Here is a 697-nt window from a genome sequence, read left to right as displayed (position 1 = left end):
CCGCGGCTGCTGGCACGGAGTTAGCCGGTGCTTCTTCTGTAGTTAACGTCAATCACCTAGTCTATTAAACTAAATGCCTTCCTCGCTACCGAAAGAACTTTACAACCCGAAGGCCTTCTTCATTCACGCGGCATGGCTGCGTCAGGGTTGCCCCCATTGCGCAATATTCCCCACTGCTGCCTCCCGTAGGAGTCTGGGCCGTGTCTCAGTCCCAGTGTGGCTGGTCATCCTCTCAGACCAGCTAGAGATCGTCGGCTTGGTGAGCCTTTACCTCACCAACTACCTAATCCCACTTGGGCTCATCCTATGGCATGTGGCCCGAAGGTCCCACACTTTCATCTCTCGATACTACGCGGTATTAGCTACAGTTTCCCGTAGTTATCCCCCTCCATAAGCTAGATTCCCAAGCATTACTCACCCGTCCGCCACTCGTCATCAAAGAAGCAAGCTTCTTTATGTTACCGTTCGACTTGCATGTGTTAAGCCTGCCGCCAGCGTTCAATCTGAGCCATGATCAAACTCTTCAATTCAAGTTCAATCGCTCAATACTGCTGACATAAAATGTCACTACTTAAAAAAGTATTATGAATTTCTAGTTAGCACCTATTAAGACTTCAAAATTAAAAAATATTTTTAAAACAAGTCAATCAACAAGTGCCCACACAGATTGTCTGATATATTGTTAAAGAGCAAAAAA

The 697-nt window shown here is 46.3% G+C and carries 1 rRNA gene; it reads right to left on the bottom strand.

Annotated elements, in window-relative coordinates:
* Window positions 1-530 (bottom strand): 16S ribosomal RNA (locus HMPREF2732_RS00125); the annotation flags it as partial.
* Window positions 531-697: the final 167 nt, after the last annotated feature.

The sequence above is a fragment of the Haemophilus sp. HMSC061E01 genome, from assembly GCF_001810345.1.
GTDB lineage: Bacteria > Pseudomonadota > Gammaproteobacteria > Enterobacterales > Pasteurellaceae > Haemophilus_D.
The sequence above is the reverse complement of the archived record's forward strand: the minus strand, read 5'-3'. Positions and strand labels throughout refer to the sequence as shown.